Genomic DNA, 26,221 nt, shown 5'->3' on the forward strand with positions numbered 1-26,221 from the left:
TGGGTTTCCTGCTCATAGCTCCTCGCCCTCCCACTCGTCGAGCGCTGTCGCTTGCGGTGCCGCGCGGTGCACGGGCGCCCCGTGTGCGCTCTTGGGCCGGATCGGTGGTTCGTCATCGGGGTCGGCGGCGGTGGTGATCACCTCGTCGGCGCCGGCGAGCCCTGCCGATGGCGGGATCAGGGTGTCGGGATTGCAGGCGGTGGCGAGGATGGCGGTGGCTTGCCCGGCGTCCAGCGGGGTGATCGTGATCCCGGCGGGGGAGAGCAATTCGATGGCTTCGCCCAGGCGCCGCACGAGCCGGGTTTCCGCGGACCGCAGTGCGCTCTCGGTGACCGTGTCGCTGCGGTTGGCGTGGCGGCGTCCACGTAGGACAGTGAGCGGTGATGCGCCGCCGAGCCCGTCGGTCGGACCGGCGGCGCGCACCGGTTCGCGCAGGACGATCAGCACTTGACGGCGCAGTAGATCGGTCGAGCGGCGCAGTTGGTCGAGGTAGGTCGCGTGCTCTCGCGCGGCCGCTTCGAGCCTCGGATGCGGCAGACCGGGAGCGGCCTCGCGCAGATGGCTGATCTGGCTGCTCAGGTCGAGCCGCTCGGCGCGGACGAGGATCTGCACCGGCGCGGAGATCGAGTGCAGGTACCGGCCGAACGACGCGACGAGTGCTTCCTGTTCGCCGGGGGTGCGGAGCGCGAAGTTCACGGTGCTGGCGACCGCGACCATGGCCACGCCGTCGGACCCGAGGTCGATAACACCGGCCTCGGTGACCCCTTCCGCGGGCAGTCGCAACGCGGCCGGAGACACTTGCGCACCGTCCGCCGCGCCGGAGGCATCGCTCGCCGCGACGTGGCTGGTCAGCCATTCAGGCGCGGGACGGACCCCTTCAGGCGCGGCTACCCGATGGCGGGGCTGCATGCGTTGCCGGATGGCCGCGAACAGGAGCCGGTCGAGGCTCATACCGTCGCGCTGACCCAGGGCCAGCACTGCGGCCGCGACTCCGGCCGGGACGGCGATGATCAGGTACACGAGTAGCGGCACCGCGCCGCGTGCCAGGGACCATCCGCCGTAGAGGACGATCCCGGTCACCGCGAGGATCGCCAGCTGCCGGGCGGTGAGATTGGCGAGGACGCGGTCCTCGCGGTCGACGTCGGACGGTATGCGTACGGGCTGGGTCATGACGTCGTACCTCCACGGGGCGAGGGCTTCGGCGCGGGCGCAGGTGGTGCCGGTGGCGGAGTCGGCGCACGGAACGCGACCGGGGGAGCAGCCGGTGTCCGCGGCCGGGCGTCCGCGGGCCGCGGTTCGGGATGCGGGGTCCGGAACACCGGTGCCGATGGCGTCGCGGTCGCGGGAGTGACCGGCCGCGAGAGGTGGCCCGGTTCCGGAGCTGCGGGCTTGAACCGCAAGTGCGGCGGGACCGCCGCGACACCGACCGGCCGCGCGGGCGCCTGCCCGTTCCCCTGACGGTGTGACGGATTCGCCGTCTGGAATCGCGGGTTCGCCACGTGCCGCCGACCACTGCGGGACGGCGGGAGGGGAACGGCGGGCCGGGGCGCCGAACTGAACTCCGGCTTCGGCGGAGGTCCTGACGGAGCGGGATGGACGGCGGGGTCGTGCGTTGTGGTTTGCGGTCCCGGTTGCAGGAACTTCGGTTCTTGCGAGGGGATGTGCGGCTGCTGGGCGGCGCGCAGCCGCTCGGCGTCGTAGTGCTGTTGCATGCGCTTGTTCACCGCTTCCGGAGTCGGGGCTAGCCGCGGTTGCGGCGGCCAGGGCGGGTCGGCGACACGGGCACGCCCAGTCCCGCCGCGGCTGGAAGATGTTGTGGCGATGCCGGCTGCGCGGGACCCGCCGAACCCGCCGGAGTGACCGGCGATGGCGCCGAAGGTTTTCGCGGCGATCACGGCTTTGACCAAGCCGCCGAGGAACGAGCGGCCGCCTCCGCCGAGCTTTGTGGCGGAGAGGAACCAGGACGGGATCTTGATCAGGATGTAGAGCAGTCCGAGGACGGCGAAGAGCATCATCAGACCGCCGCCGACCGAGCTGAACAGCTTCGTGCTGCCGTTGAGGAAGGTGTTGACCGCGACGATCAGCGTGAGCGATTGGACGACCTGGATACCGAGCGTGGCGGCGAGCGCCCGCCAGCCCCAGCGGGCGATGCCGTCGGTGTGGGGGAGGGCGTGGCAGGCGACCCATATCGGGGCGGACACGGTCAGCAGCAGCGTGATGATCACTCGCACCACGTAGACCAGCAGCAGCGCGATGACCGCGATGACCAGGAGGACTTGCAGCAGGATGACGAACAGCCCGCCGGAGGCCATTGCGGAGTAGGTGCCGTTGATCGACTGGGTGAGGTTGTCGCCGAGCTTGGGCGGATCGGCCCCGCCGGACAGGACCGCGGTCGACAATGCGTTCGCGAGCCGGATCGCCTTGTCGATGACGAACAGCGACAGCATCGAGGCGATGAAGGAGATGCCGAGACGGGGCGCGATCTCCTTGATCGAATAGCGGCTCTGGACCGACTCGTGCGACATCACGATGATCCCGCCGATCATGATCAGCCCGCTGTAGCAGGCCAGCACGATCAGCCAGGAGTTGTTCCACAGGTTCGTCACGCCGGGCAGCGAATCCAGCGTCGGCGTGCTGAACGCGGTGTCGCCCAGCAGTTTCAGCAGGGGGTCGAGCGCGGACTTGACCAGTTCGCGGAACACCGCGTTGATGGCCTTGTTGATGCAGCCTTCGATGTTGGTGATTCCGCAGTCCGGGTCGTCACCGTCGGCGCCCGGCCCGGTCGGCCCCGGAGGCGTGGGCGGCGCGGGGGAGCTGGGTTGCGGGATGCACCCTTCACCGACACAGGGACTGCCGGAGCTGGTGTTCGGAGCCGTGCTCGGTTCGCCGGGTGCGCAGCCGATCTGGCCGGGGAAACAGGTCTCCGGAGCCGGCAGTTCGGTGATCGGCGGCAGCGGAGTCGCGGGGACCGACGGCCGTGGCGACCCGGTCGGGAAATGACATGTCGGGTCCGGCGAACCCGGCGCACACGTGTCGCCCGGTGCGACGGTCGGGAGAGGTAAGGGAAGCTCGGGTTGCTGCTGCGCCACCGCGGCCTGCGACACGGCGGACGGCTGCGAAGGCTCCGGCGAGGCCCACGCGCCGACCGGGAGAAGACAGCCGAGCACCACGACCACGCCGAGCGGAAGCAGCCGCAGCAGGCGTCGTCGCGAACGGCCGGTCCCGTCCGAGCCGGGCGGGCTGAGCAGGATGCGTCCGCGGACCGTCACGCGCGTGTCGGCCTCGCCGTGGTCGGGTGCGAGCGCGGGGGCGCGCCGGGACTTGGTCATGACCTCAGGCCCCGACAATCCCGCGCAGGATCTCCACGGCGAGCGGTGCCAGCGCCGCCAGCCCGTAGCCCCACGCAGCGTTCCGGAAGGCCGATTTCGCCTTCTCCGTTTCGCCCGGGTCGCCACCGGCCAGCAGGTACCGGACACCGCCGACGGTCAGGAACACCGTCGCCAGACCCGCCAGGATCCCGACCAGCCAGTTACGGATGTTGGTGAAGACCTGATCGACGGTGGTCGCGAGCGCGACAACATGCGTTGAGGCCTGCGCCGAATCCACCGCGTGTGTGGTGAGAAGGAGCGCGATGACGAACGCTGAACTCGCCAGTCGAGAGAGCGCGGCGCGCGCCGACCGGGCACGAATGCTCGGATGACTGGCCAGTGACGAGCCGTGTTCTGCCAACGGCAGGGAAGGGCGAGGATTTTCGGTAACGCACGCCGCGGCGGACGGTGGCGAGACGGTGGGCTGGGTCAAGGGACGGGATGTCAGGCGCATCGGCGCACCTCCGAAGTCGGCTCGTTCTCGGCGGTCTGCGGGGAGTTGGTCGGGCTCTCCCCGCACCCCAAGAGGCCGGATTTCGGGTCGTTTTTCGACACCGAGCGTGACGTTTTCTTCCGGTTGGCCAGTCGTCCGTTGCGGAGACGGCCGCTCACAGCACGTGACTTTCCGGTGTTGTCGTCGGTGGTGGTGGCCGGAGCGGAGGAGCTGAGCGCGCTCAGGGCGGCGTCGGCGACCGGGTCTTCGTAGTCGGTGCCGTCGGTCTGCTGCCGCAGCCAGGTCACCAGTCGGTCTTCGGCTCGGTTGCGCGCCTTGTATGCCGTCGCGAGGGCCGTGTCGTGGCGTTGTGCCCAGGCGGTCATCGATGTCTCGCCGAGGCGGGTGGCGGAGATCAGCTCCGCTTCGGCAGGGGTCAGGATCTGTTCGCCGACTGCCGTCGCGAGCACCAAGTCGGGGTGTCCGTACGGCGGCTTGGGAACGGTCGAACGAAAGCTCATCCCCGCGGGGCGAGGTGCGTCGAGGGACTCCTCCAGTGCCGCCTGGCCGGCGCGGCGGGCCGCGAAATGGAGCCGGAGGAAGATGCCGCGATCGGTCAGGTCCACGGTCGCCAACGCCTCGATGAACCCGGCAAGAACTGCCGCGTGTGCGTCGGCGCGGTCGCCGCGATATCGCGCCGCCAGCCATCCTGCGCTCGAGGCCAGCGAGGGCAGTGCCATGCCGACGCAGGCCACCGTCCACGCGCCACCTTGAGCGCGAGAGCTCAAGACAAGATGTGCCCAGACGGCGTCGCGAGTACGCGATGGGCAGTGCTTGCTCAGCAACCGGTCCCGGAGTTCGTCCAGCGGTACCGGCCGCCGTGGCAACCCGGCGAACTTGGAGCCGTGCACGGCCATCGGCTCGGGGCCGGTGACCAGCCAGCTGAAAGCATCGCGGGCGGTATCCAGCGGAAACCAGTCGTGCTCGTCCCGTTCATCCCGGGGCGACGTGGAGAAGGTGTCGTCGGCCATCATGACCAGCTCCTGTTCTCGTGGTTCGGAAATCCGTGAGAACAGAACGCCAGAGCTGCGACAAGAAAAGGACAAGAAAAGAAAAAGGCGAATCCGATATCGAAACTAAAGAACGACTAAAGGTAGAGGTTGAACGATTCAGCGGCCAGTCTCGGCGCATGGTGTAGGGGTCGAAATACTTGCCTGCACCTGGGGTTTAAGCGGTTCTTAGTTGGATCTCGCGTGTTGTGGGCATCGGGTGCCCAGTGCTGTCGACGAGGTAGTTCGCGATTATGGCGCGTGATCAGGGGATGGCGCTGCGGGTGGCCCATCTAGGCGCAGATTGCCCGACTGTTCGCTAGTGCTTCTCGCACGCGGGAGGCGTAATCATCCGTTTCCGCGACGCGGTTTTCGTTGGCTCTCCCGATCTGCAGAAAATTCGGCGTGCGGTGTCGAAAAACGGGTCCAAAAACGGCCTCTTGGAGTGACTCGGCAGACCAAGCCGATGACCATCCGCGAGGAAGGGCTATCGATGACCTCGACATCGCACCGTGATCACGAAGGGCGCCCCCGGCGCACGCCAGGGCAACGCTTGACCGGCCACGTGCACGACAACCACGGCGGGCGCCGCGCGGCGGCGCGGGACACCGCGCGCAGGCGCATCCGCGGCGCCCGGCCGACGACATTCTGGGCTTTCGCGGACGTCGAGCAACTGCCCGGAACCGCGCTGCTCGCCGGCTGGCTGGGACGCACCGTCGTCACCCTCGTCACGACCTACACGCGCCCGGGTGACCGCGTCCTTCTGCTGACGCCACCCACGCCGAGCCGGGTTGCTCCGCGCGCCGCCGGTCGCAGCCACGACTCCGTCCACTACGGCGGACTCGCTGAAGCGGTGTGGACTGTCACCCGGCTCGGCCGCCGCGCCGACGCCGCGACCGCCACGCCCGTCCCGGACTGCCGGGACGATCGCACCGACTCGCTGCCGAACACCCGACACGAGTCGGTGACGCGACCCCGCCCGAGTCGGCTCGGCCTGCGGTCGGTCGCCGAACCGTCTCCCGACTCCACGCGTCGTCCACAGCACGACCCGGACCGCTCCCGCGGCACATTCGATCTGATCATCACCGCGGTCAACCCGGGCGCCACCGACTGGATCCGACACGCCGACTGGGACACCCAGATCACTCCGGATGGCCTCGTCGCCATCGTCACCCACAGTGCACGCCACGCCGGACGTCTCGTCGAACCGGCAGCCGAACTGGTCGCAACGCTCGGTAACTTCCAGTTGCGTTGTCTCGACCACATCGCCGTGCAGTCCACCCCTGTCCCCGAGTTCTCGGACGCCCCGCGGGACAGCAGGACGAGCCCGGGCCGTGTCACGAAGCCGCCCGCGGGCATCGCCAGGCCGGTGCCCTTCCGGCAGGTCCATCACGACCTCGTCCTGTTCGCGCGGCCATCTGCGTCACAGGCAGAGGCTGACGTCGCCGGGGAAGGAGAGACCTCGGATGTCTGAGCACACGAGTCGACCGCTGCCCGCAGAAGAACTCGACCCGCAAGACCCTCAGGTTCTGGCGTCGGTGTGGCAGACAGGGACAACCTCTGTCAGAACGCAGCTCGAGGACGGCGGTTACCACGAGGCAACGAGCACCGATTCCGCGCTCATGGCTCCGGCGATCGCCCGGTACGCGATCTCGGCGTTCACGAGGCCCGGCGATGTGGTCCTCGATCCGGACTGCGGCGCAGGCACCACGGTCGTCGAAGCACTGCGCTGCGGAAGGCACGCGATCGGGCTGACCGGTCAGCGCCGGTGGTGGCGGCTCGCCCGGGCGAACGTGACCGCCACCAAGGCGCGCGGCGTGTTCGTCGACGGCATGGTCCTGGTCCTCGACCGGCGCCCCGGCACGGCCGTCGCCGCTGCGACAGCGGGCCTGACCGGACGCGTCGATCTCCTGCTGACCACGCTGCGTCCCACCGGCCAGAACACCGGCGTGGAAGGCGACGTGGACCGGTTGGGTGCCGTGCTGGCGCAGTATCGGCCGCTGCTTCGTCCCGGCGGCCACATCGTGGTCACCTGCTCCCCGCACCGCCACCCCGCCCGGCACGAGCTGCTCGACGTTCCCGGGCGGATCGCGGCGATCGGCAGCGCGGCCGGGCTGGTCCCGGTGGCCCGATGCGTCGCCCTGACCGCGGCGGTGCAACGAGGCAGGACCTATACCCGTACGACGTTCGCTCAGCGCCGTGCCGTTCAGGGCGCGGAAGACGCTTTCGGGTACCCGATCGCGCTCCCTGCACACCACACGGTGCTGGTCTTCCAAGCCGGTCCTGACGCCATCGGCCAGGCCGCGGCCGAGCCGACCTGGCCGTCTCCTACGCGGCACCGGCGACGACGCCGAAGCCGGCGACGCCCGGCGACGACTCCCGGGATCGACACTCTCACCGACGAGGATCGGGAGGCGGCGTGAACACGCAACCGAGGAGCGCCGTCCACTACCGCGACGAGTCGGTCACGCTGCTGACCGGCGACGCCACGCCGACCCTGAACGGGATGCCGGACCGGTCGGTGGACTGCGTCGTCACGAGCCCGCCCTACTGGGGGCTGCGCGACTACGGCACCGGAACCTGGATCGGAGGCGACACTGACTGTGCGCACCTGGCCCCGGCCGGGCGCGGCGGCAACGTCCGGCAGTCCATCCAGCGTCAATCCGTTTACCCTGCCTCGGCCGCGCATCGCGGTGGGGACGTGCCCGCACGTTGTCGCCGGTGCGGTGCGCAGCGGGAGGACGTCCAGCACGGTCTGGAACCGACACCGGGGGACTACGTCGACCGACTTCGCGAGGTCTTCGGCGAGCTGCACAGGGTGCTGGCCGATACCGGGACCGTGTGGTTGAACCTGGGTGACTGCTACTCCACCGAGCCGCCTGGCCGCGCCGATGACGCGATGCGGGCCAGCACGTTGACCGGCCGGAGCACGGCGGCACAGCTGCGGGATTCCGTCCGCCGCGCGGGAGCAGGGCGCACCCACGTCCTTCCGCGGAAGAACCTGATGGGCATGCCGTGGAAGGTCGCGTTCGCGCTCCAGGCCGACGGGTGGATCTTGCGCAACGCGATCGTGTGGCACAAGCCCAACGCCATGCCCGAATCCGTGCGAGACCGGCTGTCCAACCGGTACGAGATGTTGTTCCTGCTGACCAAACAGCAGAAGTATTTCTTCGACCTCGACCCGATCCGCGAACCACTCGCCCGCCCCGAGGCGGTCGGGGAGGGCATCGTGATCGGCGGCGCGAACAAAGGCCGCCACGGCGGGATCGACGCGACCGCACGCCGCCGAGGCCACAGCATGTACGGCAAGTACCGGGACACCGAACCGTTCGCCGGAAAACCCCACGGCGAGGCGATGCGCCCGACCGGCGCCCAGCACACCGCGTCGCATGCACGGGGTAAGAACCCCGGAGACGTCTGGTCGATCACCACCCGACCGTTGCGAGAGGCGCACTTCGCCGCGTTCCCGGTCGATATCCCGCTGCGCTGCATCGCCGCTGGATGCCCCGATGGCGGTGTGGTGCTCGACCCGTTCAGTGGCGCCGCCACCACCGGTCTCGCCGCGACGAAGCTCGGACGGAACTACATCGGAATCGACCTCAACCCCGACTTTCATGACATCGGCCTCCGGCGGCTCGGCCTGGCAACCGGTGGTGGAGATGAGGTTGCGGCATGACGGACCCGCATACGCCCAGCCAAGGGCGACACAACCCTGCCGTCTCCGCTGACGGGGACCGGGATCGTGTACGGCTGTGTCTGGGGGACGCCCGAGAAGTCCTTGCCGCCATGCCCGCGACATCGGTGGATTGCGTGGTGACGTCCCCGCCCTACTGGGGCTTACGCGACTACCGGGTCAACGGCCAGCACGGCGCGGAGCCCACGATCGAACAGTACGTCGACCGGCTTGCCGATGTCTTCGACGAAGTCCGGCGGGTGCTGACACCGACGGGGACGGCATGGCTGAACCTCGGCGACAGCTTCGGTGGCTCGTGGGGAAACTACGTCGCCCGCGGATCCGTCGCCCGGACCGCATCAGCCCGCTCGGCGCAGGCATACGGAGTGCACCGGCCGCCCCAGTCGAGGTACCGCGCGAAAGACCTGATCGGGGTCCCGTGGCGTGTCGCGTTCGCCTTGCAGAACCGGGGCTGGGTGTTGCGGAATGCAGTGGTGTGGGCGAAAACCAACGGTCGTCCGGAGAGCGTCCGGGACCGGCTTTCCCAGCGCTACGAGTCGGTCTTCCTCTTAGCCCGCGACGGTGAGCACTGGTTCCGCGACGTCGATGCCGAAGGAGTTGAGTCAGACGTCTGGACGGTCGCGGCGGACCGCGGCCGCACGGGGCATCGCGCGGCGGGAACCGTGGAGATCGCCCACCGCTGTGTGCGGCTCGGATGCCCGGAAGGCGGCGTCGTACTCGATCCCTTCTCCGGCAGCGGAACGACCGGCATTGCCGCGCTCGCACAGGGCTGCTCGTTCATCGGGATCGACCTGGATCCCGAGTGCCATGCCCTGGCCCGGCGCCGGCTCGACGGCTTCCGGGAGGAGTCGTGAACCCGGATGCCGAAAGGTTCACGACATTGACCTTGGACGAGGTCGCGGCGCTGCCCGCTGTTGTCGATTTGATGACCGCCGCGCGCGCGTTGGGGATCGGCCGGACCACGGCCTACGGCCTGGCCCGCAACGATGACTTCCCCTGCCCGCTGTTGCGTGTCGGTGGCGAGTACCGCGTACCTACCACCGGGCTTCTGCGCGCGTTGGGTGTTGATCCATCCATTAGGTGAATTCACAACGTCTCGGGCTTCCCCGAGGGGTGTGGTCAGCGCGAGCATCGTGCGAACCCGCTGATTCAACCGAACAGAAAGGAGGACGACTGGTGGCGCAGATACCGTTGGGGTCGGTCTTCAAGCGTTGTTCCTGCCGGGACACCAACAATCGTGAACTGGGCAGCAACTGTCCCAAGCTGACCCAGCACCGTCACGGCCAGTGGTGCTGGCGGATCGAGCTACCCGCCGATACCAAGGGCACCCGGCGCCCCCGCCGCCGAAGCGGCTTCGAGTCGTCGGCGAAGGCCCAAGAGGAACTGGACCAGGTCCGGGATCTGCTCGCGATCGCCGAGGACGACGACGAGGACACGCGACGGAAGATCGGTGACGTGATCGCGACCGTGGTCGCGAAGAAGCAGAAGCTGCCGGAGGTGGACGACGTCCGGCGTCTGGTGCGCGCGGGCGCGAGCGTCTTGGAACACCCGTACATGGACGACGTGTTCACGGCGTTTCTCGCGTCGAAGAAGAAAACTCGGAGCCGCAACACCTACCGGTCGTATGAGTCGCATGTCCGGCTCTACCTGCGACCGCACCTCGGCCATATCCGCAGGGACAAGCTCGGCGTGCCTCACCTGGAGAGCATGTTCGACGCGATCGTGGAGCACAACGACCTCATCGCCGAGTACCGGAACAGCGGTGATCCGCAGAAGATCGCGGCGGTGAAATGGCAACGTCCGGTCGGGCCGACGTCGATCCGGAGAATCCGGGAAACGTTGCGTGCGGTACTCAGCCCCGCGGTGAAACAAGGCCTGCTAACGGTGAACGTGGCATCGCTGGTTGAGCTGCCATCGGCAAATCGGCCAACGCCGAAGGTATGGACGGCCGAGCGTGTCCTGCGCTGGAAGCTCACCGGCGAAATCCCGTCGCCGGTGATGGTGTGGACACCGGGACAGACCGGGCAGTTCCTCGACGCCGCGGTGAACGATCCGCTGTATCCGCTTTTCCACCTGGTCGCGCATGTCGGGGTCCGGCGTGGTGAGGCATGCGGCCAGCGCCGGGCGGACACCTACTTGGATGCGGCGACGCTGGAAGTGGCGAACCAGATCGTGCAATACGGGTGGGAGACTGGCCAGTCAGCGCCGAAGACCACTTCGTCGGAGGGCTTGGTCGCGCTCGACGCGAACACCGTCCTCGTCCTGCGTCGGCACATCGCGTGCCAGGACGCGGACAAGGCACGGCTCGGTAGCGCGTGGGTGGACAGCGGGCTGTTGTTCACCCAGCCGGACGGGAGTCCCCTGCATCCCGCCGATGTCACTGAGCGGTTCTACGAGATCGTCCGGCAAGCCGGGCTGCCGCCCATCCGCTTTCACGACCTCCGTCACGGCGCCGCCACGCTCGCTCTCGCCGCCGGTGCCGATATGAAAGTCGTCCAGGCCATGCTCCGGCACTCCTCGATCACCGTGACCATGGACACCTACACCACGGTCCTCCCGGAGATCGCACTCGCCGCAGCCGAAGCTACCGCCAAGCTTATTCCTCGAGGCCAAACCGGCAACTCAAAGTAGCCTCTGCCCCAGACGGAATTATTAAGTAGGTAGTTGCCACTTGATCGTTGAGGATCAGTTGCCGCCTGCTGGTGAGCCAAGTGCTGCCTAGGTGCACCATTCGCTAAGCTAGCCATGGCGCTTCCTGGAGATGCTTAACCAAGCTGACCTGAGCTCGACTCTGGTTAGTCGTGATTCGGGCTTGTGGCAGGGGTTAACCTGCTCGTCCGGCGACGAGCAAACCCGTTGCGACTCGGGCACCTTGTAACTGCGCGGACTCAAAAATCGGGATCGCCTCGGCTACTTTCGGGCGGACTCTGCGTCCGCCGCCGGTTTCAAGTAGGTAGTTTGTTTCGACGGTCAATGAGCAGTAAGGTCGCTTGGGTCCACGCCATGGTTGGCGAAAAAACGGTCACACTCCGCCTTCAATGCTTCGAAATTTGTGTCCCGCTTGTTAATTGTGGCGGCAAGGGCCTCAACTTGTGGCCTGCTGAGCTGGCGGGAATCCGCCCGCTCGTACGCCGTGTCGATCGCTGCGATAGATTCCTTGGCAAAGGTGTCATACTTGTCTATTGCTGCCGTTAAGGCTGGCGATGGCGGTTTGTCAACGCGCACCCTATTTACTGTTGTATGCCAATCCTGTTCGGCTCGAGAGAGCATTAGGGGGGGGAAAGGGTGGTATCCCGAACTGATCAGGTTTGCGCTGTTGCCAAAGGATTGTAGCTGCGGCATTGTCCTTCAGTTCATCGCGCAGTGCACCGGCGTCTAGAAGGATCTGATGTACCATGGCAACATACTTGGCCTTTTGCTGCTCTTGGTGGTTTCTTTGGTTGACCTCAAGTTCTGATTGAGCAACCCGGAGCTGTTCTTCGGTTATCAGGTTCTGGCGCTTTGCCTCTGCTGCCTGCTGCTCTGCGGCCAATGCGGATTTTTGGGAAGCCTTCGTTTGCTTTCGACTTTCAACAAGTGCTTGCTCGGCGACATCAGCGCTTCTTCTGGCTGACAATGACTGCGCTACTGCGGACTCCGCCTGCTTGCGCGCGGAAACAGCCTGCCAGCAGGCGATACCCATTGTAACGAATGAAATTATCGCGGCGACGATGGCAACGATTGCCGCGGTCCACGCGGCGGTCTCACTCGGGTTCACGTCTTCCCTCGATCAAACGAAGTACGGTTTTGGCTCCTAGTGTAGAACATTGCAATCCGTTGTGTGCGGATTGATGGCGATCGTTATGCTCTTATGTTGCAGTGTGCCACTACGGTTCCACGACTCCTCGCCTACTGCTTCATGAACATTCGTCCCGAGGTTGATTGCGTGGTAATTAGGGAGCGGTCGGGTACTCTGCGACGGTGAACTGGAACGACGGGAACAGGCCGGTCAGCCGGGCGTTTGATCGCTGGGCGCGGGTAGAGGCACAGGTCAGGGCCTTCCATCGCTATGGCTTGCTCTGGTCGGAAGCGGGCTACGAGACCTTGTGGTCGAAGGCTGAGCGGCGCCTCGCGGATGTATTCGACCCCGACGTGCACTACGGCGACGAGCATGTCGGATACTTCGACGACAGTATCTCAGGAATGTGGCCCGACCAGTTTGAGTGGATGATGCATGCGGCGACTATTAAGGATGCAGTAACCGCATTTGAGGTATATCTCGAAAAGAGTCTTCAAGAAATTATTTCAAGAATTTGTGCCCAGGACTCTGATGGTAGCCGGTTTCACGTCGGCCTATTTGTTCATGGCAAAAATGAGTCGCCGACGTGGCCGACATTAAAGGGGTTTCATCAGCTTTTGGGTGGAGAGGTAGATACCCCTCGTGTTCGTGAGATTCGAGCGTTTCGGCATCTTCTTACGCATCAGCGAGGCGAGATAAGGACCGATGAGGCACTCGAGCAATATTCGGCCAATAGTTTAATGAGCGTCGAGAACGAAGAGGATCTCTGGTCCGATAACCGCCCGTACGTCGGTGGCGACGTGCCGCTAGGTCGAGAACTCGTTTTAGGGTATCTTGATGACCTCGCAGGTGTTGTGCGGTCCACGGACCCCCGCGTTTGGGAAATGGCGTGGGGGGATGAACCTTGGCCCGATATCAGTGTGCTACTGGAGAAGAAGTACATCAAGTTGTATCCCGCCTAGCCTTGATCGGGGGAGTTGTTTAAGTCGGCCCCTCTGGGAATTGTTTAAAATGCGCTGACGTTGGGTCGCCTCATGGGCGGCCGAAAATGGCGAGGCCGGCGGCTTGCGCTCGCAACTGCGGCTCAATAGAGGCGAAGGCGTGGCGGAATGAGGTCGACAGCGGGGTTCCGGTAAAGGTGCGTTCGTAGGTTTCAGCCAGCAGCGCGCCTGCCACCCGATCGTCAATGTCCCACATTCCGCCAATCACGGTTGACGCGCCCGCGGTTAGGCAGCCAACCGATGCCGTAAGTGTATCGCGGGAGAGCGGGGCCTGAGCGGACCAGCAGCAGCCCATGACAACGATGGGCGGCAGCTGCATCGACAGCAGCGCCGCAGGTGAGCGCGCTCCGTCCGGCAGCATCATCCGGTACTCGACGCCGTCGCCACTGCTCCCGTGTACCCCGATGGTGAGCAGGTCAAAGGTCTCCTCGCTGAGCCGGCGATGAAGCTCGGCGAGCGAGCTCGCGCGATGCAACTCGACAAGACCACGGCGGGCGAGATCGGACAGCTTGGCGATCTCAGCACCGGCGCCCGCCAGCGTCTCGTCGAACAGTCCGATGACTCGAGGTCTGACTGCACGATGGTGCGGTCGTATGCGCCGAAGTGCCGCTATCGATGGGACGATGGCCAGTGCCGAGACGCGGTTTGGTGCGAGCAACTGCCAGGGCAGCTGCCACGTCTGGTTGTCCGGCACGACAATCAGCTGGCTCGTTGCGTCATCGTCCGGAACATCGGCGAATAGCACTCTCGACAGTCGCTCGACCATCGGTCCGGCAAGATCTTCCGACGATCTGCCAGTCATCGTGGACAAGGCGTGCGGCGAGTCGGCGAGGAGAACATGACGCATCCGTACCGATTGCGTATCCGATTCCGCCGTGCAGAGGATCGCTTCCACGCCTTGATCGCTGGCTTCGACGACATTGACCCAGACGATCGAGGTGCCGGAGGATTCCGCAGCCACGTCGTGCATTGAGATCAATGTCGGTGCTGAGTTGAGGAAGTCGACTAAGGCCAGGTCGGCAACGCCCATGGCGTCCACCATGGCTCTGGGTGTCCCGTGGTTGATGGCGACGCCCATGTGAAGCTCTCCAATAAGATCGGAGAAGCAGATCGCCGCGGAGGGGTCAGCGGCCTTCTGCCCTGCCGTGAACGCTCTCTCCAGGAGCCGCGCGAGCAGAATGTCGATCTCTTTCATGGACCGCGCCTGTGCGATGTTGTCGGCTACAAGACGCTCTGCACACGCCAAGAGCGACGCGCAGTCTTCAAGATGGCCACCCAGCATGCGCGCACTTTCAGCGAACGACCGCGAGGTCGCGCGGTGGTAGGCCGAGTCCAGCACGCCGATCAAATCGTCATACCCGGCGGCTGCAGTGTCCCAATCACCGCGGTGCATCGCGGCTGCCGCACGGTCGGCTACATGTGTGTCATCGTAGGATCCGGACCTCCTCAGCTCCAGATTGGCTTCTTCCGCGCGCCACAGTTTGGTGACCATGTCGAATGAGGGATCGTTGGTTCGCATCTGAGCTACGAGCCGTTCCGCCTCGGCGATGAACAAGCTGAACTCCTCCTTGCGTCCCTCCCATCGGCATACCTGTCCCTGAAAAATCGCATGGGCGGCCTGTTCTCCCGTGGACAGGTCAACGCCGTTGAACGCATCGACCACACGTCGCATGAGTGCGATGTTCCCCATGGCGTACGCGGCGTGCACCACCGCGACGAGGACGCGGCCCCGCTGGATACGAGGTGATGCCGATTTGAGTTCAACCAGAATTGCTCTGATCACGGCATCGGGAACCCGTTGAGGCAAGGTATGAAGCCCGACGTCCATGCACGCCGACACCAAGAAGTACAAGCACCTGTCAGGGCTTCCGGGTTTGAATCCCGCCGCGGCCGACCTTGCACGAATAGACTCTTCCTCAAACCCGCTATGGTCGAACTTGTCCGCCACCTCAGTGAGCAGGCTGGCCGCGATGGCACGAAGCAGGACCGACATCCCGGTACGCTCCGAAACGTGCTCGGCGAAAGTCTGCTCGACGTGAGCCAGGGCTTCCGTGCGAACAATGGGGCGGTCAACCACCTCGAAGAGCCGAGCCACAACCTTGAGGTCGGCTAAGTCATTCTTGTCAAGCTCGTCCACTGTCCGCACAGCGAATCGATCCATGATCTTCGTGTGTAACCAGCGGAGGACCGTATCCTGAAGACTCATTCGCCTAGATCTTTGTTGAAGATCGTCTTACGCAGTAGCCTCTCAATGTCGGCGGCAGTGGTTTCCTCGTTAAACGGAATTCGCAACTCTCCGTGAGGCCCCTTCGCTTCGATGTAATCACGCTGCTTGGTCGCACCCTGATTCCGGACCGCCAACCTCCTGCACTTGTCGGCGAAGTAAGCGAGTGTTTGGGGTGTCTGAAGTAAAGAGACCGTAGTCGCGGCTCCGGAGGCGAAGGTCGCGAGGACTTGCCAGGTGCTGCTTCGTCGCCCAGTAGCAGGACGGGCATGATCATCCTCCAACAAGAGGGTCGCCAGATCGGCGGGCATCGCGATATCGATCGATGACGGCTCCACAAGTCTCTCCCTGGTTCCGGTTTACCACTAGATCGTGCGACAGCTACGGTCGTTACAAGTTCGACGTGATCCGCAGTCACCTCATCGGCTCGGTCTAGACAGACGGGTTCTTGTTCGGAGACCAGCGGCGGCATTTCCCGCTATGGGGCGGTGATCTCGGTAAGCGCCGCCGTCCGGGCCGCACTGTGTGCGGGACACCAACCTGCGCCAGATCGTTGTGCACAGGGCGGGACTTTGGGCAGGGCTGCCACAGGACTTGGAAGCCGCTCTTATCGAAGGATCACCCGGTGATGCGGGCTCCATCAACCTTGTTCGGCTTGCTGGACGCCGTCCTTGCCCGCCTGCTGCCGGGATTCGAACTCCTTGATGGCCGCGCGTAGGTCCTCGCTGATTTCGACGTCTCCTCTATCTCGGTAGCCGAAGTACAGCACGAGCATGCGCGTGTTCTCGACGTCGCGCTTGAAGTTGGCGACCCGGCTGTAGTGGTACTCCGGATGCTCCTCGTTCCACTGCTCCGTGAGCTGTTTCCAACTACCTGTGTGGCCGGCCGCGAAGGCCACGACCAAGAGATTGCGTACCGATGGTCCCTTGACTCGATCCTTGCCGAAGTCGGCTAGTTTCAAGTCTGTGCGTGCGTGGGTGTAGGCGGCCGCGACATCTTGGGCGGTGGCGGCCGGGTGCACGACGAGTTCGACGCGATCTCCCCACCCGCACCACTCGCCGTCGATGACAGGAGCGTCGACCGCGGTATAACGGATCATTGCAATAGACGGCGAGTGTCCCGTTAGCACGAGCGCCACGCCCTGTGCCTCGGTCCACCCATGGATAGAGCCCAGGCGTCGAGCCAGGTCACTCAACCTCATCAACACGCTGCCCGGTGCCGCTGGCTGAACGAAGAGCTCGAATCGCAGTGGATCCACAAACTCCTTCTCCGATGCTGACTCGTCCGGCTGCGTCGCGTCACCGGGAGCTTGCTCCCTCTGCGCCGGCGCGAGGTAGCGAATAGCGGTGGCGTTGCGTACGTCGGGAAAGTGAGCGGGCGGAGGTGGGGCTGGATCCTGGCGTCGCCATCGCCGCGGTACAGGCATGGTGACCATGACGAAGTCATTGTCCTGCTCCGCGACCTGCTTGCTGATCCACGCGTGGACCTCGTAGGGCAATAGGGGTTCGCCGTGCGGAAGATGTTCACGGCGAAAGGCCACGACGCGCGGATCCAGGTTGGCCTGCTCTCCGACCAGCCGCGTGAGCGCGGTCTGGAACGCGCCGAGCCGAGCTCCGAGCGGTGCAGCCCGGGCTCGGGATGGTTCGGGGTCCAGCTGCAGATCGGCAGGTTGACGGTACCGGTCGACCATCGCGATCACCTCGTCCACGGCGTTGTCGCCCACGATGCCGATGTCTTCGAGGTACGACTTCTCGAGAAGGTGCTCAACTAATCCCAAAGTGTCGACCGGCTTCTTGCCTACGGCGTCGAGTGCGGCGTTGAGCTTCATGAGTTGGTCGCGCTGGTCATCCGTCAGGTGAAGATCATCTTTCCGGCTGCTCGACATAGCCAATGCTAACCCGAGCACCAGCCTTGAGTGCATGAGCAACCAGACCGACAGAGGGCCGGACCACGGCGTCACCGACGAACGGAACCAGCTGGCCGAGACGGCCGTGTCCTCGGCCAGCGCGGACGGCAAGAGTGCGCTGAACAACAGGGGGACCGAGGCGGTACAACGGCAACAGCGATCTTCGAACGCATGGGGCGAGCGAGTTGTGCACCAGCTCGATCAGGCCCGGCTGGTGCTCCGCGCGGTTCGGCGCCTGGTGCTGGCCGCGGTGGGCGTGGTGGTGGCGGTGCTGTTCCTGATCGCCATCCTGGCGCCGCTGTAGAACTGCGGAGGTGTGATGCGGTCCGCAACACCCCTCCACCTCGTTCGCCGGACCGCCGCTGAGCGGGTCGCCGACGGCATCACGTGCCGAAGTACGATCAGGGGACTTCATTCAGGACCCCCGGACCTACAGCGCGAAAGTCGCCAAGGCAGACGCAGAGGTCACTCCTGGAACCCAGCCGTCGTCTCGGGCTCGTCTCGGGCGCGGATCAGACCACAATGGACAGTAAGGAAGTGGAAGAAATGCGTCCACATAACACAAAACCCCACGTCATCGGAACCGAAAACGTGGGGTCTGAGTGTGCGCCATCAGGGACTCGAACCCCGAACCCGCTGGTTAAGAGCCAGCTGCTCTGCCAATTGAGCTAATGGCGCCTGCTTGTTCCCGCCGCTTTGGTGTTCCCCTCGGCGACGTGGAAAACATTAACACAGGGTTGCTGGCCCCCGTTTCAGGGGGGTCCCCTAACGGCGGACCGGGACGTATTCGGCCATCCGGCCGCAGGCGTTGCGGCCGGTCAGGCAGACTATAGCCAGACGTTGGGGTTGGTACCACGCGAAACGGGCGGTGTGCATGAGGGTCTGGGGAGCGACGGGGCGGTCGCGGGTGGGGTTGGTGGCTGTGGTGGCCGGGTTCACACTCGCCGCGTGCAGTAGTACACCGTCGAGTGAACCGCCGGCTCCGGGTGGCGCTCCCGGTGGTTCGCAGCAGAGCAGTGCGGCCGCTCCGGCCCCGAAGCCCGCCGCGATGACACTGACGCCGGCGCAGGGCGCGGCGAACGTGGCGCCGGGTGAGCCGGTCACGGTCGCCGTCGCCGACGGCAAGGTGGGCGAGGTCAAACTCACCGGTACCGACGGCAAGGTCGTCGCGGGCAAGCCGAAGGAGGACGGTTCGGGCTGGGAGTCGGCGGAACCGCTCGGCTTCGGCAAGACCTACACCGTCACCGCGGCCGCGACCGGGACCGACGGCAAGCCGGTCACCGCGACCTCGACGTTCTCCACGGCCAAGCCGGGACGTCAGATCGGTGTCTCGATCAACCTCGTCGAGGGCGAGACGGTCGGCGTCGGCCTCCCGCTCATCTTCACCTTCACCGGCAACGTGCCGGACAAGGCGGCGACCGAGAAGATGCTGAAGATCGTCACCGAGCCGCAGGCCGAGGGAGCGTTCCACTGGTTCGGCGAGAAGACCGTGATGTGGCGGCCCAAGGAGTATTTCAAGCCGGGCACGAAGATCTCGGTCAACGCGGCGATCTACGGCAAGAACCTCGGCAACAACACCTTCGGCCGCGAGGACAAGCCCGCCAACGTGGTCGTCGGCGACAAACTGGTCGCGACCGCCGACGGCGGCACGCATCAGATGAAGGTCGTCGTGAACGACCAAGAGGTCAAGCAGATGCCGATCTCGATGGGCAAGCCGTCGAGCAGCACCCCGGCCGGGACCTACACGGTGATGAGCGAGCACACCGGCTACACGATGGACTCGAGCACCTACGGTGTCCCGTCGGACAGCAAGGCGGGCTACCGGACCTTCGTGAAGTACGCCGTGCGGATGTCGAACAGCGGCATCTTCTACCACTCGGCGCCGTGGTCGGTCGGTTCGCAGGGCAAGCGGAACGTGAGCCACGGCTGCATCAACCTGTCGACCGAGAACGCGAAGTGGCTGATGGACACCTCGAAGAAGGGCGACATCATCACGGTCGCCAACTCGGGCCCGCAGGTGCTGGAGCCGACCGACGGCTGGTCGGTGTGGCAGATGTCGTGGGACGAGTGGAAGACCGGCGGCGACCGGAACTGACCTGATGTCATGAGGGGTCCCCATAGGACGAAATCCGTCCTATGGGGACCCCTCATGACGTGCCGGGTGGAAGGGTGCCGTTGAGGTACTCCCACTGCGTTTCGCCGCTGGTCTTGTAGCGGCACTTCTGCGATTGGGCCTTCGTGCAGTTCGGATGCCCGGGTTCACATCGCCACGGCGACTTTGTGGCGGAGGTCTTCGAAGGCGGCGGCGTCGGGGTAGTCGTGACCGTCACCGGCGGTGCCGCCGAGGTGAACGGTGGGGCGGTCACGGTCGTGACGGGTGTGGGCATCATCGGCGATGCGGGAGCTGGATCGGGCGAGGAGGTCGTGCAGGCCCCGGCCAGCGCGCAGAGCCCGAAGACCGCCAAGACCGGCCAGCGTCCCATGGCGTCCTCCACGTGAGTTCGTCCTGAACTCGCGCGAATGGCACGCCGCGTTACCGGATGGCCCCCGGAAAAGGCGAAACCCCAGCTTGGTGGAAGGCCTGCCAGGGCCCGACCAAACTGGGGTAGTGGGGTGAGCGACGGGTTTCGAACCCGCGACCTCCTGGACCACAACCAGGTGCTCTACCAGCTGAGCTACGCCCACCATCGCCGGGCTCGGGAAGCTTCCCCATCACCTCGGCCGCACTATATTAGCGTGCCCGTTTCCGGGGCTCGCAACGGGTTACTGTTCGTGGCGTTCCTGCACTTCAGCGGCCGCGGCCTTGGCCTGTTCGGTGGTCGGGCCGGGCTGCGGGACGAAGGCGACGCGGCGGTAGTAGTCGAGTTCGCCGATGGACTCCTTGATGTCGGCGAGCGCGCGGTGCGCGAGGCCCTTTTCGGGCTTGGCGTAGTAGATCCGCGGGTACCAGCGCCGGACGAGTTCCTTGATGGACGAGACGTCGACCATGCGGTAGTGCAGGTGCCCGTCGAGGTTGGGCATGTCGCGGGTGATGAAGCCGCGGTCGGTGCCGATGGAGTTGCCGGCGAGCGGCGCGACGTTGGCCTCGGGCACGTGCTCCCGGATGTACTCGAGGACGCGCTGTTCGGCCTCTTCCAAGGTGACGGAGGAGCGCCGGACCTCTTCGGTGAGGCCGGATCGCGCATGCATTTCGCGGACGATCTCCGGCATGCCGGCGAGGGTTTCGTCGTCGGTGTGGATGACGATGTCGACGCCTTCGCCGAGGACGTTGAGTTCGGCGTCGGTCACCAGCGCGGCTATTTCGATCAACGCGTCCTTGCCGAGGTCGAGCCCCGTCATCTCGCAGTCGATCCAGACTAGGCGGTCGTTCACCCCGGAACCCTAACCCGACCCGGGGATTCAGGGCGCGCGACGTGCGGGTGGAGCGCGGTACTGGCAGCGTGTGCATCCTCAGGTGAGCCATCTCACAGATCGGGGAGCGACAGTGGCCGAACAGGGTCCAGCCCAGGAGATCGCGCAGGGTTACGTGAGCGAGGGCGCCGCGGTCGAGCTCGGCGCCGTCGTGATCGACGGCAAGACCGACGCCGGCGCGGCGGTCCGGCTGCCGCTGGCGACGCTGAACCGGCACGGGCTGGTCGCGGGCGCGACCGGTACCGGCAAGACGAAGACCTTGCAGCTGATCGCCGAGCAGCTGTCGGCCGCCGGGGTCCCGGTGGTGCTGGCGGATGTGAAGGGCGACCTCTCGGGGCTCGCCGCGCAGGGCGAGAGCAACGACAAGATCGCCAAGCGCGCGGAAGAGCTGGGTGACCAGTGGGAGCCCGCCGCGTTCCCCGTGCAGTTCCTGTCGCTGGGCACCGGTGGCAAGGGCGCGCCGATCCGGGCGACGATCACGAGTTTCGGGCCGATCCTGCTGTCGAAGGTGCTGGGGCTCAACGAAACCCAGGAGTCGACGCTCGGCCTGATCTTTCACTGGGCCGATCAGCGCGGCCTGGCCCTGCTGGACACCAAGGACCTTCGTTCGGTCATCACGCACCTGACCAGTGACGAGGGCAAGGAGGATCTGAAGGGCATCGGTGGTGTCTCGGCGGCGACGGCGGGGGTGATCCTGCGGGCGCTGTCCAATCTGGAGGCCCAGGGCGGCGAGGACTTCTTCGGTGAGCCCGAGCTGGACGTCCACGATCTGATGCGCCAGGTCGACGGCAAGGCGATGGTGACCTTGCTGGAGCTGGACAACCTCCAGTCGAAGCCCGCGCTGTTCTCGACGTTCCTGATGTGGCTGCTGGCCGAGTTGTTCGAGGAGCTGCCCGAAGAGGGTGATCTCGACAAGCCGAAGCTGGTGTTCTTCTTCGACGAGGCGCATCTGCTGTTCAACGACGCGTCGAAGGCGTTCCTGGAGCGCATCGAGCAGACCGTGAAGCTGATCCGGTCTAAGGGCGTTGGCGTGTTCTTCTGCACGCAGCTTCCGACGGACATCCCGAACAACGTCCTGTCGCAACTGGGCGCACGGGTCCAGCACGCGTTGCGCGCGTTCACTCCCGAGGACCAGGCGGCGCTCACGAAGACGGTGAAGACGTACCCGAAGACGAAGCACTACGAACTGGACTCGGCGCTGACGTCGCTCGGCATCGGCGAAGCGATCGTCACCGTGCTGTCCGAGCGAGGCGCGCCGACGCCGGTCGCGTGGACACGTCTGCGCGCTCCCCGTTCGAAGATGGGCTCCATCGGCGCTGAAGCGATCTCCGCGGCGACGACGTCTTCGGACCTGCACACGAAGTACTCCGAGACGATCGATCGCGAGTCGGCTTACGAGAAGCTCGCCGCGAAGGTGGCCGCGCCGCCCGCCGGTGAGGCGCCGCCGCCAGCCCCCGAAGCGCCCGCGCCGAAGCCGGAGAAGGAAGGCCCGGGGATGGTCGAGCAGGCCATGAAGAACCCGGCGGTGAAGTCGTTCCTCCGCTCGGCGGCGAGTGCGCTCGGCCGGGAGATCACGCGTGGGTTGTTCGGGAATCGGAGGCGCTGAGGAATACCTGACGTGTTCTGTCAGGTATCTCCGGCAAGGTCGACGCCATGAACAACACCGCGACAGCCTCGTTCACTGTGGACGGCTGGGATCCGCAAACCACCGAGAAGGCCGAGGGCACCGAGTTCTCCCGCGTCTTGCTCGGCAAGACCTTCACCGGTGGCGTCGAGGGCACCAGCACCGTGGAGATGCTCACGGCGGTGAGCGAGACATCGAGGGCGTACGTCGCCTTCGAGCGGCTTGCCGTGTCCGTCGACGGGCGTAAGGGCGGCTTCGTCCTGCACCATTCGGCGGGGGAGAACGGCCATCACCTGATCGTCTTGCCGGGCTCCGGTCACGGCGAACTGGCCGGCATCACCGGCACCGCCACGATCACGCAGGACGATAAAGGCAACCACACCTTCGCCCTCACCTACGAACTCTAGAAGTCCGTGAAGGCCTCCTTCCCTACCCTGAAGGTAGTGAAGGAGGCCTTCACGGACAGTGCCTGCTGGGCCGCCCCCTGACGCGGTCCAGGCGGCCGTGGTCAGCCGACGATCTGCTCGACGATCTTCTTCGCGTCGTTGATGGGGATCGCGAAGCCGATGCCGATGCTGCCGGTCGAGGTCGGGTTGTACAGCGCCGAATTGATGCCGATGACGTTCCCCTGCGCGTCCACCAGCGCCCCGCCCGAGTTGCCCTGGTTGATCGGGGCGTCGGTCTGGATCGCGGTGTAACTCGGCCCGTTCTCGTTCGTGGTGCGGCTGTAGGGCGAACGCCGGTCCTGGCCGCTGCTCAACTCGTCGAGTTTGCGGTTCAGCGCGCTCACGATCCCGGTGGTCACGGTGTTCTGCAGGCCGCCGGGCGAGCCGATCGCGACGACCTGCTGGCCGGTGACGAGTTTGCTGGAGTCCCCGAGCGACGCGGCGGTCAGCCCGCTCGCGTCCTTCGCCTGCAGGACGGCGATGTCGGCCTTGGTGTCCGCGCCGACCACGCTCGCCTTGTACTGCTTGCCGTCCGAAAGCGTGACGGTGACGTCACCCTCGGCGTCGGCCACCACGTGGGCGTTGGTGAGGATGCGCCCGTCCGACGTCAGGATGACGCCGGAACCGACGTCCTCGCCCTGCGCGGTGGTCACGTTCACCTGGACGACGCTCGGCGTCACCTTCGCGGCGACAGCGCTGACGTCACCCGACGTGGTGTTCCCGACCAGTTGCCCGTTGGCGACCGCGGACGAACCCGTGCCGGACGCCGACGACGCGGAGCCGAAACCCACGATCGCCGCGCCACCGACTCCGCCCACGAGCGCGGCGCCGAGTGCCGTCGCGCTGACCAGGACGGCGACGCGGCTCGCCTTCTTGCGTGGCGGGGGAGTCGGGGCGGACTGCGGGGTGAAGAGCGGATTCGGCGCGGCCTGCCAAGGGGTGCTGTATCCGGGGTGCTGCGGCGGCTGGTGCCCACCGGTGGAGGCGGGGCCGGGCCGACTCTCGTTCTCGGTCATGGCACCAGATTCGCGCCCGTACTTGTGAACCGCCTGTGGAAATCCCCTGACCTTTCCTGAGAAGAATCACCTGAGAAAGCTCAGAATCCTCTCAGTCGAAGAACGCCGGTACGTCCAGTGCGCCGCCCGACGCCTCGAACTCCTCGTGCACCGCCGCGCGGAGTTTCGCGTCGGCCAGGTAGTCGGCCGCGGTCAGCGCCAGTCCCAGTGCGCCGTCGACGACCGCCCGATCACCTTCCGGCGAACCGGCCGCGGCCGCGAACTCCTTGGTGTGCAAGGCGGTCGTCGGTCCGGCGATGGCGATCATCGGATGGATCGCCGGCATCCGGTAGGAGAGGTTGCCGAGGTCGGTCGAGCCGGTGAGGAAGTCGGGGACGATCCCCGGCGGCAGCGGTTTGCGACCGGCGTCGACCTGGTGCACCGACCAGCGCCCGGCGAGCGTGGTGTTGAACCGGATCGGGAGGTACGCGGGCTGGCCGTCCCAGTGCAGTTCGACGCCGCAGCCGGTCATCTCCGCCGCGCCGCGCGCGATCGCCGAGATCCGTTCGGCGAGGTCGCGCAGGGTGTCCGGCTGGGAGGAGCGCAGGTAGAACAGCAGCGCAGCGCGTTCGGGGACGACGTTCGGGCGTGCGCCACCGTCGGTGAAGACGCCGTGGACGCGGTCACTGGAGGGAAGATGCTGCCGAAGCGCCGCGACGCCCTGATACGCGGCGACGGCGGCGTCGAGCGCGTTGCGTCCCATGAACGGCTGAGCCGAAGCGTGCGCGCCGACGCCGTGGAACACCATCTCCAGCTGACGCCTGCCGAGGAACGGGTGCATGGCGATGTCGTGGCTGAAGGGGTGCAGCATGAGCACGGCGTCGACGTCGTCGAAGACACCCGCGCGGGCCAGCGTTTCCTTGCCGCCACCGCCTTCCTCCGCCGGGGTGCCGATCAGCGAGACCCGGCCGCCCAGTCGTTCGGCGACCGCCGCCGCGCCGAGGAACCCGCCGGCGCCCGCGGTGCAGATGACGTTGTGCCCGCAGCCGTGGCCGAGTCCGGGAAGCGCGTCGTATTCGGACAGGACCGCGATATGCGGGCCACTTCCGGGAGTGCTCGCGACCAGGGCGGTGTCCAGCCCGCCTGCGCCGATCGTCACCTCGTGTCCGTGGCGGGTGAGCAGCTCTCCGAGCGCGCGAACCGAACGGTGCTCGGCGAATCCTTCTTCGGGGTGAGCGTGCAGGTCTTGGCTCAGTGCCACCAATTCCGCCGTCAGCGCGCGGATCCGGGCACTGACGGCGTCCCGCGTGGCGGTATCCGCGCCGTCGTGTGGCGAGCCGAGGGGTTCGGCCGCGGCGACGGCGTCCGCGGTCGCTTCGACCAGCGAACGGAGATAGCTGTCGTCGGGCGGAATCGGCGAAGCGTGCTCAGAGCGGATCATGGCCGGATGTTAACCGGTAACACGCCCGAGACGATTTGCGTGACACCGGAGAACCGCTCCTCCACGTGGTCGAATCCGCGCCGGAACAGTTTCCTCGCGATCTCGCCGCGGTCGAACATCCGCTGTCCGCTCAACCTGCCGAGGAAGGTGTCCGCCAGCCGCATCGGCTGCTCGCTGTGCCGGGCGCTGGTCAGCAACACCAGTGCGCCGCCGGGCTTCAGCACGCGGGCGAAGGAGTCCAGCGCGGCGTCCGGATCGGCGAACATGTGCAGTGCGGCGAAGCAGCAGACGGCGTCCACAGTGGAATCGGCGAGTGGCAGGTCGACGGCGTCGGCGCGCAGATAGGCCACCGAAGCCGGATTGGGCGCGGCGAGTGCCTTCTCCAGCATGGTGACCGAACCGTCCAGTCCGATCGACAACCCGTCCGGGCCGACGGCTTCGCCGAACGCGCGGGTGAACCGGCCGGTGCCACAGGCGACGTCCAGCGAGACCTGCCCGGGGCGCAGGCCGAGTGCTTCGATCGCGATACGGACCTCGCCCGCCATGCTGGGGCCGTTCAGTCCTTTCGCGACCCTGCCCAGCGCCGGACGCCAGTACCGCTCGTAGATCATCGGCACGGCGGAGGTGCGCATCAGCCGTTGCGCGAGGCCTGTCGACGGCCCCGCCTGCGGGATTTCGCCCAGCAGGTCGAGAAAACCTTCCGCTGCTTCGGCGGGCGTGGTGCCCGGCCTCAGCAGGCCTGCGAGACGTTCGCGATGGTCCGGCATGGCTGCTCCCTTCACGGTCCTCACCCGAGAATCTGCCATGACCGGCCCGTTCGCGACATTCCCGGCGCCGCGGCCCGAAACTGT

General features: G+C 66.2%; 25 protein-coding genes and 2 tRNA genes. 12 read left to right on the top strand and 15 right to left on the bottom strand.

All coding sequences use genetic code 11. From position 1 onward, the window contains the following. Positions 1–12 precede the first annotated feature (12 nt). The 4 genes from ACZ7KI_RS33230 to ACZ7KI_RS33245 all read right to left on the bottom strand — a co-directional run bounded on the left by ACZ7KI_RS33230 (position 13) and on the right by ACZ7KI_RS33245 (position 4,835). Positions 13–1,170, bottom strand: a complete 1,158-nt coding sequence (locus ACZ7KI_RS33230; RefSeq protein ID WP_470276991.1) for a PrgI family protein — start codon at positions 1,168–1,170, stop codon at positions 13–15. Then, on the bottom strand, positions 1,167–3,329 hold the full coding sequence (locus tag ACZ7KI_RS33235; protein ID WP_470276992.1) for a TrbL/VirB6 family protein: 2,163 nt from the start codon (positions 3,327–3,329) through the stop codon (positions 1,167–1,169). Before ACZ7KI_RS33235 ends, ACZ7KI_RS33230 begins: the two co-directional genes overlap by 4 nt. A 4-nt stretch (positions 3,330–3,333) precedes the next feature. After that, on the bottom strand, positions 3,334–3,633 hold the full coding sequence (locus ACZ7KI_RS33240) for a pilin (protein ID WP_470277030.1): 300 nt from the start codon (positions 3,631–3,633) through the stop codon (positions 3,334–3,336). Positions 3,634–3,812: 179 nt separating this feature from the next. Then, positions 3,813–4,835: a hypothetical protein gene (locus ACZ7KI_RS33245; protein WP_470276993.1), complete on the bottom strand. Its 1,023-nt coding sequence runs from the start codon at positions 4,833–4,835 to the stop codon at positions 3,813–3,815. 508 nt (positions 4,836–5,343) lie between these two features. Between ACZ7KI_RS33245 and ACZ7KI_RS33250 the strand changes: the two genes are divergently transcribed. From ACZ7KI_RS33250 to ACZ7KI_RS33275, 6 genes are all read left to right on the top strand, one after another. Further along, entirely contained in the window at positions 5,344–6,324 is a 981-nt protein-coding gene (locus tag ACZ7KI_RS33250; RefSeq protein WP_470276994.1) for a hypothetical protein, read from the top strand. Beyond that, positions 6,317–7,273: a DNA methyltransferase gene (locus ACZ7KI_RS33255; protein WP_470276995.1), complete on the top strand. Its 957-nt coding sequence runs from the start codon at positions 6,317–6,319 to the stop codon at positions 7,271–7,273. The genes ACZ7KI_RS33250 and ACZ7KI_RS33255 overlap by 8 nt, the downstream gene beginning before the upstream one ends. Next, the gene (locus ACZ7KI_RS33260) at positions 7,270–8,526 is read left to right on the top strand and encodes a DNA-methyltransferase (protein WP_470276996.1); all 1,257 of its coding nucleotides are present in this window, start codon (positions 7,270–7,272) and stop codon (positions 8,524–8,526) included. The genes ACZ7KI_RS33255 and ACZ7KI_RS33260 overlap by 4 nt, the downstream gene beginning before the upstream one ends. A gap of 137 nt (positions 8,527–8,663) precedes the next feature. Continuing rightward, positions 8,664–9,398, top strand: a complete 735-nt coding sequence (locus ACZ7KI_RS33265) for a DNA-methyltransferase (protein WP_470276997.1) — start codon at positions 8,664–8,666, stop codon at positions 9,396–9,398. Beyond that, entirely contained in the window at positions 9,395–9,628 is a 234-nt protein-coding gene (locus ACZ7KI_RS33270) for a helix-turn-helix transcriptional regulator (protein WP_233598977.1), read from the top strand. The genes ACZ7KI_RS33265 and ACZ7KI_RS33270 overlap by 4 nt, the downstream gene beginning before the upstream one ends. 92 nt (positions 9,629–9,720) lie before the next feature. After that, on the top strand, positions 9,721–11,175 hold the full coding sequence (locus tag ACZ7KI_RS33275) for a site-specific integrase (RefSeq protein WP_470276998.1): 1,455 nt from the start codon (positions 9,721–9,723) through the stop codon (positions 11,173–11,175). A gap of 339 nt (positions 11,176–11,514) precedes the next feature. On the opposite strand, the gene ACZ7KI_RS33280 is transcribed toward ACZ7KI_RS33275, so the two are convergent. Continuing rightward, positions 11,515–11,769, bottom strand: a complete 255-nt coding sequence (locus tag ACZ7KI_RS33280) for a hypothetical protein (RefSeq protein ID WP_470276999.1) — start codon at positions 11,767–11,769, stop codon at positions 11,515–11,517. Position 11,770: 1 nt separating this feature from the next. Next, positions 11,771–12,301 carry a hypothetical protein gene (locus ACZ7KI_RS33285; protein ID WP_470277000.1) on the bottom strand — a complete coding sequence of 177 codons (531 nt, stop codon included), beginning with the start codon at positions 12,299–12,301 and terminating at the stop codon, positions 11,771–11,773. A gap of 203 nt (positions 12,302–12,504) precedes the next feature. Between ACZ7KI_RS33285 and ACZ7KI_RS33290 the strand changes: the two genes are divergently transcribed. Beyond that, positions 12,505–13,284 (top strand): hypothetical protein, encoded by a 780-nt coding sequence (locus tag ACZ7KI_RS33290; protein WP_470277001.1) that lies wholly within the window; start codon positions 12,505–12,507, stop codon positions 13,282–13,284. Between the two features lie 70 nt (positions 13,285–13,354). On the opposite strand, the gene ACZ7KI_RS33295 is transcribed toward ACZ7KI_RS33290, so the two are convergent. From ACZ7KI_RS33295 to ACZ7KI_RS33305, 3 genes are all read right to left on the bottom strand, one after another. Continuing rightward, entirely contained in the window at positions 13,355–15,460 is a 2,106-nt protein-coding gene (locus ACZ7KI_RS33295) for a CHAT domain-containing protein (protein WP_470277002.1), read from the bottom strand. Positions 15,461–15,525: 65 nt separating this feature from the next. Beyond that, positions 15,526–15,885: a hypothetical protein gene (locus tag ACZ7KI_RS33300; protein ID WP_470277003.1), complete on the bottom strand. Its 360-nt coding sequence runs from the start codon at positions 15,883–15,885 to the stop codon at positions 15,526–15,528. A gap of 302 nt (positions 15,886–16,187) precedes the next feature. Then, a complete protein-coding gene (locus tag ACZ7KI_RS33305) occupies positions 16,188–17,432 on the bottom strand; it encodes a hypothetical protein (protein WP_470277004.1) in 1,245 nt (414 codons plus the stop codon). A gap of 34 nt (positions 17,433–17,466) precedes the next feature. Here ACZ7KI_RS33305 and ACZ7KI_RS33310 point away from each other — a divergent pair, with 34 nt between their 5' ends. Continuing rightward, positions 17,467–17,757 (top strand): hypothetical protein, encoded by a 291-nt coding sequence (locus tag ACZ7KI_RS33310; RefSeq protein ID WP_470277005.1) that lies wholly within the window; start codon positions 17,467–17,469, stop codon positions 17,755–17,757. 301 nt (positions 17,758–18,058) lie between these two features. Here the strand turns inward: ACZ7KI_RS33310 and ACZ7KI_RS33315 are convergent. After that, positions 18,059–18,131, bottom strand: a tRNA-Lys gene (locus tag ACZ7KI_RS33315). A gap of 196 nt (positions 18,132–18,327) precedes the next feature. Here ACZ7KI_RS33315 and ACZ7KI_RS33320 point away from each other — a divergent pair. Both ACZ7KI_RS33320 and ACZ7KI_RS33325 read left to right on the top strand, forming a co-directional pair. Next, positions 18,328–19,548, top strand: a complete 1,221-nt coding sequence (locus ACZ7KI_RS33320; RefSeq protein WP_470277006.1) for a L,D-transpeptidase — start codon at positions 18,328–18,330, stop codon at positions 19,546–19,548. Positions 19,549–19,733: 185 nt separating this feature from the next. Then, positions 19,734–19,952 carry a hypothetical protein gene (locus tag ACZ7KI_RS33325; protein ID WP_470277007.1) on the top strand — a complete coding sequence of 73 codons (219 nt, stop codon included), beginning with the start codon at positions 19,734–19,736 and terminating at the stop codon, positions 19,950–19,952. Between the two features lie 110 nt (positions 19,953–20,062). Here the strand turns inward: ACZ7KI_RS33325 and ACZ7KI_RS33330 are convergent. Continuing rightward, positions 20,063–20,138: transfer RNA gene (locus ACZ7KI_RS33330), tRNA-His, on the bottom strand. Positions 20,139–20,216: 78 nt separating this feature from the next. Continuing rightward, positions 20,217–20,825 (bottom strand): oligoribonuclease, encoded by a 609-nt coding sequence (gene orn / locus ACZ7KI_RS33335; RefSeq protein ID WP_470277008.1) that lies wholly within the window; start codon positions 20,823–20,825, stop codon positions 20,217–20,219. A 112-nt stretch (positions 20,826–20,937) separates the two neighbouring features. Between orn and ACZ7KI_RS33340 the strand changes: the two genes are divergently transcribed. Together ACZ7KI_RS33340 and ACZ7KI_RS33345 are read left to right on the top strand one after the other, a co-directional pair. Then, on the top strand, positions 20,938–22,470 hold the full coding sequence (locus ACZ7KI_RS33340; protein ID WP_470277009.1) for a helicase HerA-like domain-containing protein: 1,533 nt from the start codon (positions 20,938–20,940) through the stop codon (positions 22,468–22,470). A gap of 47 nt (positions 22,471–22,517) precedes the next feature. Then, entirely contained in the window at positions 22,518–22,895 is a 378-nt protein-coding gene (locus ACZ7KI_RS33345) for a DUF3224 domain-containing protein (protein ID WP_470277010.1), read from the top strand. A 101-nt stretch (positions 22,896–22,996) separates the two neighbouring features. Here the strand turns inward: ACZ7KI_RS33345 and ACZ7KI_RS33350 are convergent, their stop codons facing one another. From ACZ7KI_RS33350 to ACZ7KI_RS33360, 3 genes are all read right to left on the bottom strand, one after another. After that, positions 22,997–23,950, bottom strand: a complete 954-nt coding sequence (locus ACZ7KI_RS33350; protein ID WP_470277011.1) for a S1C family serine protease — start codon at positions 23,948–23,950, stop codon at positions 22,997–22,999. Between the two features lie 91 nt (positions 23,951–24,041). Next, a complete protein-coding gene (locus ACZ7KI_RS33355; RefSeq protein WP_470277012.1) occupies positions 24,042–25,370 on the bottom strand; it encodes a M20 family metallopeptidase in 1,329 nt (442 codons plus the stop codon). Beyond that, on the bottom strand, positions 25,367–26,137 hold the full coding sequence (locus ACZ7KI_RS33360; protein ID WP_470277013.1) for a class I SAM-dependent methyltransferase: 771 nt from the start codon (positions 26,135–26,137) through the stop codon (positions 25,367–25,369). The genes ACZ7KI_RS33355 and ACZ7KI_RS33360 overlap by 4 nt, the downstream gene beginning before the upstream one ends. Positions 26,138–26,221 lie beyond the last annotated feature (84 nt).

The organism is Amycolatopsis sp. NPDC039088 (assembly GCF_055598845.1).

Coding starts and splice junctions, on each gene's coding strand:
- ACZ7KI_RS33305 (WP_470277004.1), bottom strand. CDS start 17,432: ATGTCGAGCAGCCGGAAAGATGATCTTCACCTGACGGATGACCAGCGC.
- ACZ7KI_RS33355 (WP_470277012.1), bottom strand. CDS start 25,370: ATGATCCGCTCTGAGCACGCTTCGCCGATTCCGCCCGACGACAGCTAT.
- ACZ7KI_RS33345 (WP_470277010.1), top strand. CDS start 22,518: ATGAACAACACCGCGACAGCCTCGTTCACTGTGGACGGCTGGGATCCG.
- ACZ7KI_RS33245 (WP_470276993.1), bottom strand. CDS start 4,835: ATGATGGCCGACGACACCTTCTCCACGTCGCCCCGGGATGAACGGGAC.
- ACZ7KI_RS33230 (WP_470276991.1), bottom strand. CDS start 1,170: ATGACCCAGCCCGTACGCATACCGTCCGACGTCGACCGCGAGGACCGC.
- ACZ7KI_RS33310 (WP_470277005.1), top strand. CDS start 17,467: ATGAGCAACCAGACCGACAGAGGGCCGGACCACGGCGTCACCGACGAA.
- ACZ7KI_RS33255 (WP_470276995.1), top strand. CDS start 6,317: ATGTCTGAGCACACGAGTCGACCGCTGCCCGCAGAAGAACTCGACCCG.
- ACZ7KI_RS33350 (WP_470277011.1), bottom strand. CDS start 23,950: ATGACCGAGAACGAGAGTCGGCCCGGCCCCGCCTCCACCGGTGGGCAC.
- ACZ7KI_RS33250 (WP_470276994.1), top strand. CDS start 5,344: ATGACCTCGACATCGCACCGTGATCACGAAGGGCGCCCCCGGCGCACG.
- ACZ7KI_RS33360 (WP_470277013.1), bottom strand. CDS start 26,137: ATGCCGGACCATCGCGAACGTCTCGCAGGCCTGCTGAGGCCGGGCACC.
- ACZ7KI_RS33235 (WP_470276992.1), bottom strand. CDS start 3,329: ATGACCAAGTCCCGGCGCGCCCCCGCGCTCGCACCCGACCACGGCGAG.
- ACZ7KI_RS33320 (WP_470277006.1), top strand. CDS start 18,328: ATGAGGGTCTGGGGAGCGACGGGGCGGTCGCGGGTGGGGTTGGTGGCT.